The sequence below is a fragment of the Rhizobium sp. AG855 genome (assembly GCF_003610655.1).
Classification (GTDB): Bacteria; Pseudomonadota; Alphaproteobacteria; order Rhizobiales; family Rhizobiaceae; genus Allorhizobium; species Allorhizobium wuzhouense.
On sequence record NZ_RAQG01000003.1, the window covers coordinates 2,098,445 to 2,112,401 of the forward strand.

Here is a 13,957-nt window from a genome sequence, read left to right on the forward strand (position 1 = left end):
ATGACCCTGTTCTTCGATGACCGTTTCGTTTCAGCCCCGGCACAAGAGGGCCCCTTGGCAACCGAGCAAAGGGCCCGGCGACTGCTGGTCGTCGGCATGGGGCTGCAGGCGGCGCTCGCCATCCCGAGCCTCATCGCGCTCGGGATCGACGACCGCCTGCTGAACGACGTCAGCGTGTGGATCAAGCCGATCAAATTTCAGGCGTCGCTGTTGATGATGCTTGCCACCATTCTCCTGCTCCTGCCGGTGATCGAAGCGCGGACACGGGCGGGCCGAGCTGTGTGGCTGGCCTGCCTTATCGCCGTGATCACGGCCACCGGCGAAATCCTCTACATCACGCTGCAAGCCGCCCGTGGACGGGCCTCGCACTTCAACTCGGACACGCCTGTGGAAGCGATTGCCTATAGCGTGATGGGCGTCGGAGCGGCGCTGCTGGTGCTGTCGAGCCTGGCGATCGGCTTTGTTATCTTGCTGCGGCCCCGCGCCGATGCCCCACAGGGCTTGCGCCTCGGTGGTGGCTGGGGGCTGGTGCTCGGCAGCATGGCCACGCTTTTCACCGCGTTTGCGCTCGGAAGTGGCGAGATCGGCGGCCCCGGCCACTGGGTGGGCGGTGTGAGGACCGATCTTGGCGGCCTGCCGCTGTTCGGCTGGTCACGGACCGGCGGCGATCTGCGCGTGCCGCATTTCTTCGCCACCCATATCATGCAGGCGCTGCCGATCCTCGGCCTGCTGCTCGATCGCCTCGCGCCACGCCTTGCCCGGGCCGGCATCCTCATCGGCGCCTTCGTCTCGCTCGCCGTGGTCGTCGCCACCTTCGCACAGGCCGTGTTGGGACAGCCCTTCCTCTGACAAAAATCCTGTCGGTGGCGACGGTCCCACTTTTTGACCTGTCGCCATCGGCAAAACGGGTCTAGTAATTCTGCCCTGCCACGACACCGACTCGCCCCCTCCGTCGCGGCCTGCAGGCCACCCATGCATGATATCCGCCCCCTCATTCCTCTTCTCGCGACCGCCGGCATCCTGATCGGCGGCAACGGGCTGCAGGGAACCTTCATCTCGCTGCGCGGCATCGAAGAAGGCTTCAGCGCCTCGGTGGTCGGCATGGTCGGCACCGGCTATTTCATCGGCTTCGTGATCGGCTGCGTCTACGTGACCAAGGTCATGCGGGCCATTGGCCATATCCGCGCCTTCTCGGCGCTCGCGGCGATCGCCTCGGCCGCCTCGATCATGATGGTCCTCGTCATCGATCCCATCTCGTGGTTCCTGATGCGCCTTGTGCAGGGCATCTGTTTTGCAGGGCTGTTCGCCGTGGTGGAAAGCTGGCTGAATGCCCGCGTCACCAATGCCACCCGCGCCCGGACACTGTCCGTCTACCGTTTCGTCGACCTCGGATCGGTGACGGCGGCGCAGTATCTCATCCCCCTTTTTGGCGTCAGCGGTTTCGATCTCTTCGCCATCATCTCCATGGCGCTGACGCTCTCGCTCGTGCCGATTTCCTTTGCCGACCGATCGAGCCCCGCCCCGCCTGAAGATGTGAAGTTCGACATCAAGGTGCTGTGGTCGGTTTCGCCGCTCGCGACCGTCGGCTGCATCGTGATCGGGCTCACCAATTCCAGCTTCCGTTCGCTCGGACCGATCTATGCCGACGGCATCGGCATGTCGGTGACCTCGATCGCCACCTTCATGAGCGTCGGCATCTTTGCCGGCATCGTGCTGCAATATCCGCTTGGGCACTATTCCGACAAACTCGACCGCCGCGTCATCATTCTCGTCTCCGGCATCGGGGCACTGCTCGCCTGCACCTATCTCGCCTTTTTCGCCGGCAACGGAGAGCTCGCCAACTTCATCGGCATCTTCGCCTTCGGCGCCTTCGCCATGCCGCTCTATTCGCTGTGTTCGGCCCATGCCAACGACCACGCGGCACCCGGCCAGCATGCGCTGATTTCAGCCGGAACACTGTTCTTCTGGTCGGTCGGCGCGGTTATCGGTCCGCTCTTCGCCTCCTTCCTCATCGATGTTTTCGGGCCGCATGCGCTCTTCGCCTACATGATCGTCGTGCTGACCTTCTTCGTCGCCTATACGGTTGCCCGCATCTTTGCGCGCGGCGCGGTCCCGACGGAGCGGCGGCGCATGCGGTTCCGCAGCCTGCTGCGCACCTCGACCTTCTTCAGCAAGCTTGCGACACCCCCTTCGGAAAAGGATGGCGGCTGAGCGAGGACAGAGCCTGCCTGCGACAGGATGGTTGGGGCGGCGCTATTGCTGAATTCAATCGTCAACTTTAAAACGGGTTATCCAACGGAGCCCTTCGCGTGTTTCACCTGTCCCGCCGCACCCTTCTCAAATCCGCAGCCGTCGCCGGTGCCTATGGCGCCGGTGTTGCCGTCCTGCCGCGCCTGTCGCAGGCACTCGCCGCCCCCTCACCCGCCGAGATCGAGGCGCATGTGATCGAGGCAGTCCTCGACGGAAAGACGTCGACGCGCAATGTCATGAGCTACGGCCTTGCCGGCGCACAGTTACCGGATCCCGCGCCGCCAGTCCTGCGCATGCAGCGGGGAAAGCCGTTTGCGGCGCGGCTGACCAATCGGCTCGATGAACCGACCACCATCCACTGGCACGGCCTGCGCATTCCAAACGCTCAGGACGGCGTGCCGTTCGTCACCCAGCCCTACGTCTACACCGGCGATAGCTTCGACTACGCCTTCACGCCGCCCGATGCCGGTACCTATTGGTATCATCCGCATTGCAACACGCTGACCCAGATGGGCCGCGGCCTGACCGGCATGCTGGTTGTCGAAGATGATCGTGACCCTGTCTTTGATGGCGAAGTGGCACTCAACCTGCGCGACTTCCGGCTCGGCAGCGACAGCCAGTTCATCGCGCAGTTCAAGCCGCGCGATGCGGCGAAGACCGGCACCTTCGGCACCGTGCGCACGGCCAACTGGCAGCCGGAGCCTGTTTATGACGTGCCGGCCGGCGGACTGGTGCGGCTTCGCATCCTCGCCTCGGATGTGACCCGCATCTACAATCTGCGGCTCGACGGGGCGGACGCCATGATCATCGCGATCGACGGCCATCCGGTGCCGGTCCGCGCGGCCCTCGATATGGCGGTCGTCTCGCCCGGCCAGCGGCTCGACCTCGCGCTCCGGGTGCCCGACAGCGAAGGTGCCATGGTCTCGCTGGCAGACATCCGTCCCTCGACGCCGAAAGTGATTGCGCAGTTCCGCGCGGTCGGTGCGTCGCTGAAGCGCAATCTCGGCGATCTCGGGCCGCTTTCCGAAAACGCCGGCGTCGAGGCCGATCTGGCGAATGCCACGCCGATCCCGCTTTTGCTGAGCGCCACAGCGGAGAATGCCGCAAAAGATTCCATTTGCGGAACACTCGGCTACTCCTTCTGGGCGATCAACAAGGTTCCTTATCCTGGCGATACGGCCGATCCGACGGCGCCGATCGCGGAACTGAAGCTTGGACAGAGCTACATCCTCAATGTCGAGAATGTCACGCCGCATGCGCATCCCATCCATCTGCATGGCATGAATTTCAAGGCGATCAGTTCGAGCAAGCAAGCGGTTCAGCAGCAGGTGTCCGACACCTATCTCGTCTTGCCGGATGAGAAGGTCCAGCTTGCGCTCGTGGCCGACAATCCGGGGGACTGGGTCTTCCATTGCCACATCATCGAACATCAGAAGACCGGCATGACCGGCTATTTCAGAGTGACATGACATGAGCCTTGCCGAGACGATGCGCATCCACGAGCCCTATCCTGGCATCTTCGCCTATTACGACGGGCGGATTGCGGGCAAACGGCTGCATTCGCCGGAACCGAACTGGCTCGATGACGGCGCCTACACCCTCGGCGTGGCGAGCTTCGCGATCGTCTCGGGCGCACAGGCGCTGGTCTATGACACACATATCTCCTTCGACCATGCAGCGGCGATCCGAGCGCATCTCAAATCGCTTGGCGTGACTGCCATTCAAGTCGTCATGAGCCACTGGCACACCGATCACGTCGCCGGAAATGCCGGGTTCCTCGACTGTCCGATCCTGTCCAACAGGCTGACGAAAGACACGCTGATCGACAAGCGCAAGGTTCTTGCCGCCAAGAACCCGCCGATCAATCCGGTCGTCATGCCGACAGAAACCTTCGAAGGTGAGACGGTTTTGCATGTCGGCGAGATCGAGGTGCGGCTGATGCAGTTCGATATCCACAGCGCCGATGGCACCGTGCTTTTCCTGCCCTCGCTCGGCCTGCTGTTTGCCGGCGACACGCTGGAAGACAGCGTTACCTATATTTCAGAGCCGGATAATGTGGCTCGCCACATCGTCGAACTCGACCGGCTGGCAACGCTGCCGATCCGCCGTATCCTGCCCAATCACGGCGCAGAAGAGGTGATCGCCGCCGGCGGCTATCCGCCGTCGCTGATCACCTCGAACCGCGACTATCTCACGCGGCTGACGGCGCGCATCGACGATCCCGCGCTCGATGCCGAAAGCCTGGAAACCTTCCTCGCACCGGAACTCGCCAATGGTTCGGCGCTCTATTTCGCACCCTATGAAGAGGTCCATCTTCAGAACATCGCGGTGCTGCGCGGCGCGCCCGTCGACGAATAGTGCTGGACGACGGGCGCAATCGGGCCGTTCACAGCCCTTTGCCGGCCGTTCATATTGACATCCAAGTCCAGAAGGGAAACTAAGGTTGATCCTGTAGTTTTCCATGACCGAGCCGAAATGATCGATACCACTGCCGCGCTCGAGGAGGCCTGCCGTCTCCTTGCCCAATCCGATTTCATCACGATCGACACGGAATTCCTCCGCGAAACGACCTTCTGGCCCGAACTCTGCCTGATCCAGATGGCGAGTCCGGATCACGAATATATCGTCGACCCGATGGCCAAGGGCCTGGACCTGGCCCCCTTCTTCGAACTGATGGCCAATTCCGCCGTCGTGAAGGTCTTTCACGCCGCGCGCCAGGACATCGAAATCATCTTCCACCTCGGCAATCTGATCCCGCATCCGATCTTCGACACGCAGGTCGCGGCGATGGTCTGCGGCTTCGGCGATTCGGTCTCCTACGACCAGCTCGTGCAGAAGGTGAAGAACGTCCACATCGACAAGACCTCGCGCTTCACCGACTGGAGCCGGCGGCCGCTGTCGGAAAAGCAGCTCGATTACGCGCTGGCTGATGTCACTCACCTGCGTGATGTCTATCTCAAGCTGAAGGGGCAGCTGGAAGCGGAAGGCCGCGCCGAATGGCTGACCGAAGAAATGGCGATCCTCGAATCGCGCGACACCTATGACCTGCATCCGGACCAGGCCTGGCAGCGGCTGAAGATGCGGCTGCGCAAGCCGACGGAACTCGCCGTTATGCAATATGTAACGGCCTGGCGCGAACGCGAGGCGCGGTCGCGCAACGTGCCGCGCTCGCGCGTCCTGAAGGACGATGCGATCTACGAAATCGCCCAACAGCAGCCGAAGGATGTGGAAGCGCTCGGGCGGCTGCGGACCATCCCCAAGGGCTGGGAGCGCTCGACCTCGGGGGCAGCCATCATCGAACAGGTGAACATCGCACTCGCCCTGCCGAAGTCTGAAATGCCGCACCTGCAGCGCCACACGCATGCGCCAGAAGGCACACAATCGGCCGTCGAACTGCTCAAGGTTCTGCTGCGCCTGACTTCGGAAAAACACGGGGTCGCCTCCAAGGTGATCGCCAACAGCGACGATCTGGAAAAGATTGCGGCCGAAGGCGAAAAGGCAGACGTCGCCGCCCTGCAGGGCTGGCGCCGCGAACTGTTCGGCGATCTGGCTTTGAAGCTGATTTCCGGCGGCGTCGGCCTGCGCTTCGTCGACAAGCGCGTCGAAGCCGTGGAGTTCTGAGCCGTGCCGGCGCCGACCCTGCGCCGTGCGACGGAAGACGACATCGCCTTCATCATGGAGACGGAGCGTCTGCCGGGTTATGAACGAACGGTCGGACGCTTCGAGGAAGACGAACACCGCGCCCATCTCGCCGATCCGACATGGCGCTACCTCGTCCATCCGGAGATGGGGCTGGCGTTGCTGCACGGCATCGGCAGCCGTGACGGCAATCTCTGTCTTCGGCGCTTCATCGTGACGAAGACGTCGAGCGGGTATGGAAGCGCCTTGCTGCCATTGGTCCTCAGCCACGTATTCGAGGAGACCGCTACCCATCGGCTGTGGCTGCACCACGTCAAGGAAAACACCAAGGCTGCTAAGCTTTACGCGCGGTTTGGTTTCCTGCACGAAGGCATCGAGCGGGAAGCTGGCCTTCGCCCCGACGGAAGCCGCTTCGACCTCGTCAATCTCTCCCTACTCCGCCCGGAATGGGCATCGCGCCGCGGCTGAGGAGCCCTTATGGAACTGCCCGCCGCCCTGCGCTCCGCCGTCGACCAGATGCTCTCTGGCGAGCCGCTGGAGAAACTCGCCAAGGCCAGCGCCATCCTCTCCGATCGCTATCGCCGCGAGGTGCGCGACGGGCGTTTCCACATCGACGACGCGCTCGCCGCCAAGGCCTATCTTGCCACCCGCCTGCCCGCCACCTTCGCCGCCGTGCGGGCAGCGTTCGGGATGATCGAAGAGGTCGCGCCGGATTTTGCGCCGACCTCGCTGATCGATCTCGGCTGTGGGCCGGGCACCGCGCTTTGGGCGGCCGCCGACACCTGGTCGACGATTCAGGCCGCCGAAATGGTCGAGGCATCCGGGGCCATTCGTGGTGTCGGAGAAAAGCTTTCCCGCAGTTCGCAGGTCGCCAGCCGCTGGCAGGCGGGGGATGTCACAGCAAAGATCCCGACACTTGCCCCGGCGGATCTTGTGACGCTCGCCTATGTACTCGACGAATTGCCGCCGACCACCATCGCCAGCGTCACGCAAAAACTCTGGTCGCTGACCACGGGCATGCTCGTGATCATCGAGCCCGGCACGCCGGCCGGATGGCAGCGCATCCTTGCCGCCCGCGAGACGCTGCGGGGTGCGGGCGCCCATCTCGTCGCCCCCTGCATGCATTCTGAAACCTGTCCGATCGTGGCGCCCGACTGGTGCCACTTCTCACGCCGCGTGGCCCGTTCGCGTGTGCATCGGCTCGCCAAAGGCGCCGAGGTGCCGTGGGAGGACGAGAAATACATCTTCATCGCCGCCTCTCGCGAACCGGTCGCGATCAGTGGCGACCGGGTGCTGGCTCCCCCGCGCGTCAATGGCGGTGTCGGGCGGGTCAAGCTCTGTCGTACCGATGGCACGACCGCCGAAGTGACGCTCAGCAAGCGCGATGGCGACGCCTTCAAGGAAATCCGCCGGGCCGACTGGGGCGACCGGCTAGAACTGGGGAATAAGGGATGACTTCGCGGCTGACATCCGAGTTTGCCTCTCGTCTCGCGAAGATCGCGCTCGGCCATGTCACTCGCGAATATCCCAATCATATCTTGCATGGGCTCGAAGGACCTCAGGATGCGCAGACGCCATCCGCGCTGCATCCGGTCTTCTACGGCAGCTATGACTGGCATTCCTGCGTGCATGGCTACTGGATGCTGGCGCGCCTGCTCCGGCTTTTTCCGGAGATGCCGGAGGCAGAGGCGATCCGGGGACTGTTCAGCACAATGCTGGTGCCCGAGAAGATGGCCGGCGAATGCGCCTATTTCGATCGGCCGATGGCACGTGGTTACGAGCGTCCCTATGGCTGGGGCTGGTTGCTGAAGCTTGCCGCCGAATTGCACGGCCACGAAGATCCTGCCTGGGCCGAGGCGTTGTCGCCTCTGACAGAGCGGATCGTCCAGCGTTTCCGGGATTTTCTGCCGCTCGCCACCTATCCTGTCCGCACAGGCACACACTACAACACCGCCTTTGCGCTGAGGCTCGCTGCCGACTTCGCCGACACTGTCGGAGACGAGGCCCTCTTCGAAATGCTGCGTGCCACGGCGCAACGCTGGTACGGCCCCGACACTGCCTGTCCCGCCTGGGGCGAGCCCTCGGGCGACGACTTCCTGTCGCCAGCGCTGATAGAGGCGGAATGCATGCGCCGGCTCCTGCCCGCCACCGAGTTTGCCCATTGGTTCGATGGTTTCCTGCCTGAGATCGCAGCCGGCCAGCCGCGCACCCTTTTTGCGCCCGCCTCTGTGTCCGATCGCTCTGACGGCAAGATTGCCCATCTCGATGGTTTGAACATCAGTCGCGGCTGGTGCTGGTCGTCTCTGACGAACACGCTGACGGACACGGATCCGCGCCGACCCGTGATGCGCGATGCCGTGCATCGGCATCTCACAGCAGGGATCGCGCATGTGGCTGGCGACTATATGGGTGAACACTGGCTGGCGAGTTTCGCGGTCCTGGCGCTTACGGAAACGGAATGATGATCAGCCTCCATGACACCATCGACATCTCGGGCCGCGTTCTTGTCTCAGGCTCCGCCGAGGGCGAGGTGTTGTTTACCGATATGGCGCTCAGCTTCTGGGGTGGTGCGGACGCTGTGACCGGCGAGATCATCGACCGGCATCACCCGCTGAGCGGCGAGCGGCTGACGGGACGCGTCTTGGCGCTGCCCACCAGCCGTGGCTCCTGCACCGGCAGCGGCGTGATCCTCGAACTGATCCTCAACGGACACGGTCCGGCGGCGATCGTGCTCGAACATCCCGAAGCGATCATCACGCTCGGCGTCATTGTTGCCGAAGAGGTGTTCGGGCGGTCCATTCCGGTGATTGCGGTCGGCAAGGAGAAGTTTGCCACATTGAAGACAGCTAGGCGCATCCGGATCAGCAATGCCGTTGCAGGCATCGGTTCGGACATCGCGCTCACGGATCAGGACCAGGCCATTCTCTGTGGAGAGCGGGGCGAAGCGGCTGCCGTTGCGATGCGGATCGTGCTGCGGATGGCGGCGCTTGAAGGCGCCAAAGATCTGATCGACATCACGCGCGCCCATATCGACGGCTGCATCTATACCGGTCCTGGCGGCCTCGCCTTTGCCGAGAAGCTGCGCGATCTCGGCGGTCGCGTCGTGGTGCCGACGACGCTCAATGCGATTTCGGTCGATCATCGCCGCTGGCAGGCGCAGGGTGTCTCGGAGGCACTCGGGCGCCCGGCAACTGATGTGGCCGATGCCTATGTGGCGATGGGGGCACAAGCCACCTTCACCTGCGCGCCCTATCTGCTCGACGACCGGCCCGCGCGGGACGAACAGATCGTCTGGGCGGAATCGAATGCCGTCGTCTATGCCAACAGCGTGCTTGGCGCCCGGACGATGAAATATCCTGACTATCTCGACATCGCGATCGCGCTGACGGGCCGGGCCCCCAAGGCGGGCTGTCATCTGCCGGAGGAGCGCTCGCCGCAGGTCCGTATCACCGTGCCACCGCTTGAGGATGTGGACGACAGTCTCTGGCCGTTGCTTGGATATCTCATTGGGACCGTTTCGCCCGATCAGATACCGCTGGTCGAGGGAGTGTCCGGGCACCGCCCGGATACGGATGCGCTGAAGGCCTTCGGGGCCGCCTTTGCCACGACATCTGCCGCGCCGATGTTTCATATCTCAGGTGTGACGCCGGAGGCCGCCGATGCCGAGACCTTCGCGGGGCTCGACCTTCCGACCATCTCCCTCACCGACGAAGACCTGCTTCGCGCCTGGCACGAACTGAACGGCGCAGAGGCTGGTTCCGTGCAATTGGTCTCGCTCGGCAATCCACATTTCTCCGCGACGGAGCTTGCAGCCCTTGCCACGCTCTGTCGAGGGAAGACCCGTCATCCGCACGTACCCCTGGTCGTCACCTGCGGGCGGGCCGAAATGGCGAAGGCGGAAGCGGCAGGTGTCGTGGCGGAACTTTCCGCCTTCGGCGTCACCCTCGTCAATGATACCTGCTGGTGCATGGTGACCGAGCCTGTCATTCCCGTCGATGCCAAGGTCATCATGACCAATTCCGGCAAATATGCCCATTACGGCCCGGGCCTCACCGGGCGGACCATGCGGTTTGGCAGTCTAGCCGCCTGCGTGGAGGCCGCCGTGACGGGTGAAGATCGCGGCGTTTTGCCTGCATGGCTTGGTGCGCCTGTGGGTAAGTGCTTACGTCACCGAAACTTCACCTGATCGCAATCGGTGCGACATGAAGCCTCTCTAGCACTTTGGCGTTTCCTCCCTTCCAACAAGGTGACGCCATGACCAAAGCTCTTCTGACGTCTGCTGCTCTCTTCATTCTCTTCGTCTCCCAGGCTTCGGCCGAGGAGAAGGCCTTCCCCGCCAAGCTGGTGAACCAGGCGATCCTGCCGGCCAACACCATCATTGCCGCCCCGGCTGATGCGCCTGCCTATCTCAAGACATCCGGCAAGTTCTCGACCGCCGACCGCAAGCGCGCCGAGGCCATCGGCTCCGTTCCCGGCAAGGATGGCGTGCGTCCGACCGGCCTGTCGCTTCCCTTCGACGGCCAGCCCGTGCAGGGTTTTTCCGGCATCAAGGCCATGCCCGACGGCAGCTTCTGGAGCCTGTCGGACAACGGCTTCGGTTCGAAGACGAATTCCACCGATGCCATGCTGATGCTGCATCACCTGACCTTCGACTGGGATGCCGGCGCAGTAAAGGTCGAAAAGACCCTGTTTCTCACCGATCCCGACAAGAAGGCCCCCTTCCCGATCACCATGGAAGGGTCTGACAAGCGTTATCTGACCGGGGCGGATTTCGACGTCGAATCCATCCAGCCGGTGGCGGATGGTTTCTGGGTCGGCGAAGAACTCGGTCCCTACATCCTGAAGTTCTCGACCGAGGGCGTGCTGACCGACGTCATCGCGACAAAGGCCGGCGAGATCGACGTGAAGTCGCCCGACAATCCGACCATCGCCGTCCCGGCCAACCCGGCCGCCAAGATGCCGGCCTTCAACCTGAAGCGCTCCGGCGGCTATGAGGGCCTTGCCATGTCGAAGGACGGCACGAAGCTCTACGGCCTGCTCGAAGGCCCGCTTTATCTCGAAGACGGCTCGGTTGAAAAGGCCGATGGCCTCACGGCCCTGCGCATCATCGAACTCGACGCCGCCTCCAAGGCCTGGACCGGCAAGACCTGGCTCTATCCCCTGTCCGAAGGTGGCGAAGCGATCGGCGATTTCAACATGATCGACGAAACGACGGCCCTCGTCATCGAGCGCGACAATGGTGCGGGTGTGGCGGACAAGGCCTGCGCTGATCCGAAGGCACCGGCTGCCGATTGCTTTGCCGTCCCGGCCAAGCACAAGCGCATCTACAAGATCGAGATGACGGAAGAGAATGCCGGCAAGGCCGTGCGCAAGATCGGCTATATCGATCTGATGAAGATCGAAGACCCCGACAACAAGAAGCGTCAGGGCGGCGGCGAAGGCTTCTACGACATGCCCTTCGTCACCATCGAGAATGTCGATGTGGTCGATCCGACCCATATCATCGTCGGCAACGACAACAACCTGCCGTTTTCGGCCGGCCGTGCGCTGGACAAGGCAGATGACAGCGAGTTCGTCCTGCTGGAAGTCGGCGATTTCCTCGCGGCGAAGTAAGCGCGACGCCGGGGATTGTGCGGCCTAAAGCCGTCCCCGGTAATTCAATAACGTTCTGCCGCACAACTGAGCCTCATCGGCTGAGTTTGCGGCAGATATCTTTCCTCTTGCGTGGCGGCGCTCCATTACGGAGACCGAGAGTTCGAACACGACCACGTGTTTCGTGGACCATGGTGATCTTTGTGTGCCTCAAGCACCGGGCGCCCCTCTCTTTGACTTGAGCCACGTCCGCACTCGAACGCGCGCATTCTCGTAAGGTGACGAGGTGTTGAACTGGATCATACGCCCCATCGGCCACTTCTCATACCAGGGACTGCCATAGAGCTCCTCGTTGCTGCGCGCGTCGATCTCGGAAACAATCCGCCCCTTCGCCTGTGCCAAGCGCTCAAGAACCTGCGGATATGGGATGCCCTCGTAATCTTCGTAGAATTTTTGAGCGAGCTGCCCCAACTCGTTCCACTTGAATCCTGTTTCTGGAAAATCGACCGGCTGACCTGCCGCGTCCCGGTCAAGCCATTTCAGAACCAGCTCGTTCCACCCCACCAGATATGCTGCAAGATTGGCAACGCTCATCTGCGTTCCCTTCCTGTGACCCTCCAGGCTTTGTTCATGGACCAAGGAAACCGGAACGCCGCGCAGCTCTTTATCAAGTTTGTCGAAGCTCGATTCGATTGCTGCCAACAACTCGTCTTTGTTTTGCGGAACCGCCACGCTCTTCTACCTTCGTCGCCTCGCCGAACGACGCGACAATTTGCATTTCAACTCTCAACCACCAAAACAGACCAAACCCGCAAAAGGCGAGAGGACAAATTGTTGCACGCTGAGATGTCAGGCAAGGGAGACGAGGCATGATACCCATGCGGAGGCAAAGCCGATGGCTACTTCGAGCCCGCTCGGTCTTCTGTCCGCGGCACCTGGCGTTTCTGCTTATTCAAACACAAACGCCAGCCGCTTGCCGGTGAGCTTGGCGAGCTGCGTCAGGCGGCCATCCAGCCGTTCGCCGGAAAAGACCTCGTAAGCCTTCGGCACGACGAATTCGAGATCGAGCTCGGGATTGTCGGAGCGGCGGAAGGTCAGGTCGTGGACGATGCCGGGCATCGAGGCTGAAAACAGATAGACCACGCGCAGCATGCCGCCGACGAGCTTTGCCCTGTCGAGAAGGCGTTCCGTGGCGATCGCCGCCAAGGGACCGGTCTGACCATCGTCATGCAGGCCTTCGAAGCGGTAGTAGTTGGTGAGCGCGATGAAGGCGCGGCCAGGATGGGTGATGCCGACGAAGGAGGAGTGGGCAATCACGTTCAGGGCCTGCAGGCCGCGATAATCAGGATGGGCGCGCCAGCTGATGTCGGCCAGCAGGCAGGCGGCCTGGCGGTAGCGGCTTTCCTCTTCCGTTTCCTCGATGTCGAAGAAAGGCATCATGCGACCGGTCCAGTCCGCAAGTTCGCGGGCGTGTTCCGGCGAGCGGGCGCGCAGGATCGCCAGCTCGTCGGCCGCTTCCAGGAGCGGGTCGAGCGCCTGCTCTTCATCCAGCAGCAGTGAATACAGATAGCCTTCGCGCACACCCTGGGCGGAGAAGCAGACGGTGCGCGGCTTCATCACCTCGATCACTTCCCGCAGCGCAATTGCGCCGAAGGGGATCAGATTGCGGCGGTTCTTGGAGATCGAAGCCCAGGCCGGATCGCGGCTGTTGGCGCCGGAAATGATCTCGTCGAGAAAGAAGGCGATCTCGTCATAGGGCAGCTCATAACCTTGCATCATGTGCAGCGGATATTTGCGGATCTCCATGTGCAGCTTGGCGATGTTACGCCATGTGCCGCCGACCGCATAGAAGGTGCGGCCCATGCCCTTGGACAGAAAATTGGCACCTGAAATCAGTTTTTTCGCCATGGCGCGCGCCTTGGGCAGCGATCCGTCCACGGCCTCCGAAAGACGCAGACCGCCGAGTGGCAGGGTGATGCCCTTGCCGAAGGTCTTGCCGCTGATGTCGATCAGTTCCAGCGAGCCGCCGCCGAGGTCTCCGGCGATGCCATCGGCGTCATGGAAGCCGCTGATGATGCCGAGCGCCGAATATTTTGCCTCTTCCTCGCCTGTCAGCACGACGATCTCGTGGCCCAGGATCTCTTCGGCGCGGGCGATGAAATCAGGACCGTTCGAGGCCTCGCGGGCGGCGGCGGTTGCCAGCACATACATCCGGGTCGCCTGCGCCTGTTCGGACAAGGCCCGGAAGCGCCTGAGAGCCGCAAGCGCCCGCTCGACGCCCTGCTCGTCCATGCGACCGGTCGTTGCGACCCCCTTGCCGAGACCGCACAGAACCTTCTCGTTGAACAAGACCGTCGGCGCGCGCGACAGCCCCTCATAGATCACCAGACGGATCGAGTTCGAGCCGATGTCAACGACGGAGACAGGGGCAATCCCGGGAAGACGCCCCTGCGCTTCAGATCTTGTCATGAGGTAC

12 protein-coding genes are annotated in these 13,957 nt (G+C 62.7%); 10 read left to right on the forward strand and 2 right to left on the reverse strand.

Features of this window, described 5'->3' with window-relative positions:
• The 10 genes from DFO46_RS10340 (at position 1) to DFO46_RS10385 (ending at position 11,502) form a co-directional block, all read left to right on the forward strand.
• Positions 1–849, forward strand: coding sequence for a hypothetical protein (locus DFO46_RS10340; RefSeq protein ID WP_120277210.1), 849 nt, complete (start codon positions 1–3; stop codon positions 847–849).
• A gap of 123 nt (positions 850–972) precedes the next feature.
• Positions 973–2,211 carry an MFS transporter gene (locus DFO46_RS10345; protein ID WP_110793450.1) on the forward strand — a complete coding sequence of 413 codons (1,239 nt, stop codon included), beginning with the start codon at positions 973–975 and terminating at the stop codon, positions 2,209–2,211.
• 98 nt (positions 2,212–2,309) lie between these two features.
• Complete coding sequence (locus tag DFO46_RS10350; RefSeq protein WP_120277211.1) at positions 2,310–3,719, forward strand: multicopper oxidase family protein; 1,410 nt, start codon at positions 2,310–2,312, stop codon at positions 3,717–3,719.
• Position 3,720: 1 nt separating this feature from the next.
• Positions 3,721–4,608, forward strand: a complete 888-nt coding sequence (locus DFO46_RS10355) for an MBL fold metallo-hydrolase (protein ID WP_120277212.1) — start codon at positions 3,721–3,723, stop codon at positions 4,606–4,608.
• Between the two features lie 117 nt (positions 4,609–4,725).
• Positions 4,726–5,871 (forward strand): ribonuclease D, encoded by a 1,146-nt coding sequence (gene rnd / locus DFO46_RS10360; protein WP_120277213.1) that lies wholly within the window; start codon positions 4,726–4,728, stop codon positions 5,869–5,871.
• Between the two features lie 3 nt (positions 5,872–5,874).
• A complete protein-coding gene (locus DFO46_RS10365) occupies positions 5,875–6,357 on the forward strand; it encodes a GNAT family N-acetyltransferase (RefSeq protein WP_120277214.1) in 483 nt (160 codons plus the stop codon).
• A 9-nt stretch (positions 6,358–6,366) separates the two neighbouring features.
• Positions 6,367–7,344: a small ribosomal subunit Rsm22 family protein gene (locus tag DFO46_RS10370; RefSeq protein ID WP_120277215.1), complete on the forward strand. Its 978-nt coding sequence runs from the start codon at positions 6,367–6,369 to the stop codon at positions 7,342–7,344.
• The gene (locus tag DFO46_RS10375) at positions 7,341–8,351 is read left to right on the forward strand and encodes a DUF2891 domain-containing protein (RefSeq protein WP_120277216.1); all 1,011 of its coding nucleotides are present in this window, start codon (positions 7,341–7,343) and stop codon (positions 8,349–8,351) included. The genes DFO46_RS10370 and DFO46_RS10375 overlap by 4 nt, the downstream gene beginning before the upstream one ends.
• Complete coding sequence (locus tag DFO46_RS10380) at positions 8,351–10,075, forward strand: aconitase family protein (protein ID WP_120278208.1); 1,725 nt, start codon at positions 8,351–8,353, stop codon at positions 10,073–10,075. The genes DFO46_RS10375 and DFO46_RS10380 overlap by 1 nt, the downstream gene beginning before the upstream one ends.
• A gap of 68 nt (positions 10,076–10,143) precedes the next feature.
• Positions 10,144–11,502 carry an esterase-like activity of phytase family protein gene (locus DFO46_RS10385; protein WP_120277217.1) on the forward strand — a complete coding sequence of 453 codons (1,359 nt, stop codon included), beginning with the start codon at positions 10,144–10,146 and terminating at the stop codon, positions 11,500–11,502.
• A gap of 189 nt (positions 11,503–11,691) precedes the next feature.
• Here DFO46_RS10385 and DFO46_RS10390 read toward each other — a convergent pair whose 3' ends face one another.
• Together DFO46_RS10390 and ppx are read right to left on the reverse strand one after the other, a co-directional pair.
• Positions 11,692–12,213 (reverse strand): ClbS/DfsB family four-helix bundle protein, encoded by a 522-nt coding sequence (locus DFO46_RS10390; RefSeq protein WP_120277218.1) that lies wholly within the window; start codon positions 12,211–12,213, stop codon positions 11,692–11,694.
• A gap of 216 nt (positions 12,214–12,429) precedes the next feature.
• Positions 12,430–13,950, reverse strand: a complete 1,521-nt coding sequence (gene ppx / locus DFO46_RS10395) for an exopolyphosphatase (RefSeq protein ID WP_120277219.1) — start codon at positions 13,948–13,950, stop codon at positions 12,430–12,432.
• Positions 13,951–13,957 lie beyond the last annotated feature (7 nt).